The following is a 799-nucleotide window of genomic DNA, read 5'->3' as shown; positions in this document are numbered from 1 at the left end:
GGCCGGCGAGGCCGCGCAGGCGCTCGACCGAGCGGCGGACGTCGCCAGCGACCCGGCGCTCGCCGCCGAGGCCGCGACCGAGGTCGCCGCCGAACGGGGCCTGGTGTTCTCCCGGCTCGAAGCCGCGCTCTCCAGCGACGGTCGCCATCACCGTCTCGAATCCCTCGCGGTCGAGCTGCCGCAGGGCCGTGTCCGCGCGGCGCTCGCGCTCGACGGTGTGGCGCCCTTCGTGCTCGCAGGCGAGGCGGGCTTCGACGGCATCGTCGAGACCCACGCCGTCGCGGTGCAGGCGACGCTCGCCGACAGCCTGCTCGAGCCCCGCCTGCGCGCCGAGGCCACGCTGGGTGCGGCACGAGCCGAGATCGAGGCCCGCGTCGACAGCTTCGCCGCCGATCCCCTGCGTCGGCTGCGGCTGCAGGCCGGCGGCATCGATCCCGCGGCCTTCGCCGCCGGCGCGCCCAGCGGCGAGTTCGCCATCGACGCAGAGCTCGCCGCCCCCGCCAGCGGCGAGGGCCTGCTCGCCGGCCCGATCCGCGTCACCAACGCCCGCCCGGCCGCGGTGGATGCCGGCGGGATCCCGCTCGAGGCGCTGTCCGCGCAGCTCGACTGGAAGCGCGCCGAGCTCGCCCTCGATGCCCTCGAGCTCCGCCTCGCCGGGGGCGGCTCCATCGCCGGCCGGGTGGCCTGGCGTCCGCCGGGCGTGCCCGAGGTCGGGGAGGGCGGTACACAGCCGGCGTCCGCGGCGACGGATGGCGAGGCCGGCACGGCGGCGGATTCGTCCGCGCCGGCTGCGACCGCG

The 799-nt window shown here is 78.3% G+C and carries 1 pseudogene; it reads left to right on the top strand.

The annotated features are described in order from the left end of the window. Positions 1 to 799 (top strand): annotated as a pseudogene (locus C667_RS23550) (translocation/assembly module TamB domain-containing protein); the annotation flags it as partial.

The sequence above is a fragment of the Thauera phenylacetica B4P genome (genome assembly GCF_000310225.1).
GTDB classification, from domain to species: Bacteria; Pseudomonadota; Gammaproteobacteria; order Burkholderiales; family Rhodocyclaceae; genus Thauera; species Thauera phenylacetica.
Note: the sequence above shows the minus strand (reverse complement) of the source record. Positions and strands in the feature narration are given on the sequence as shown.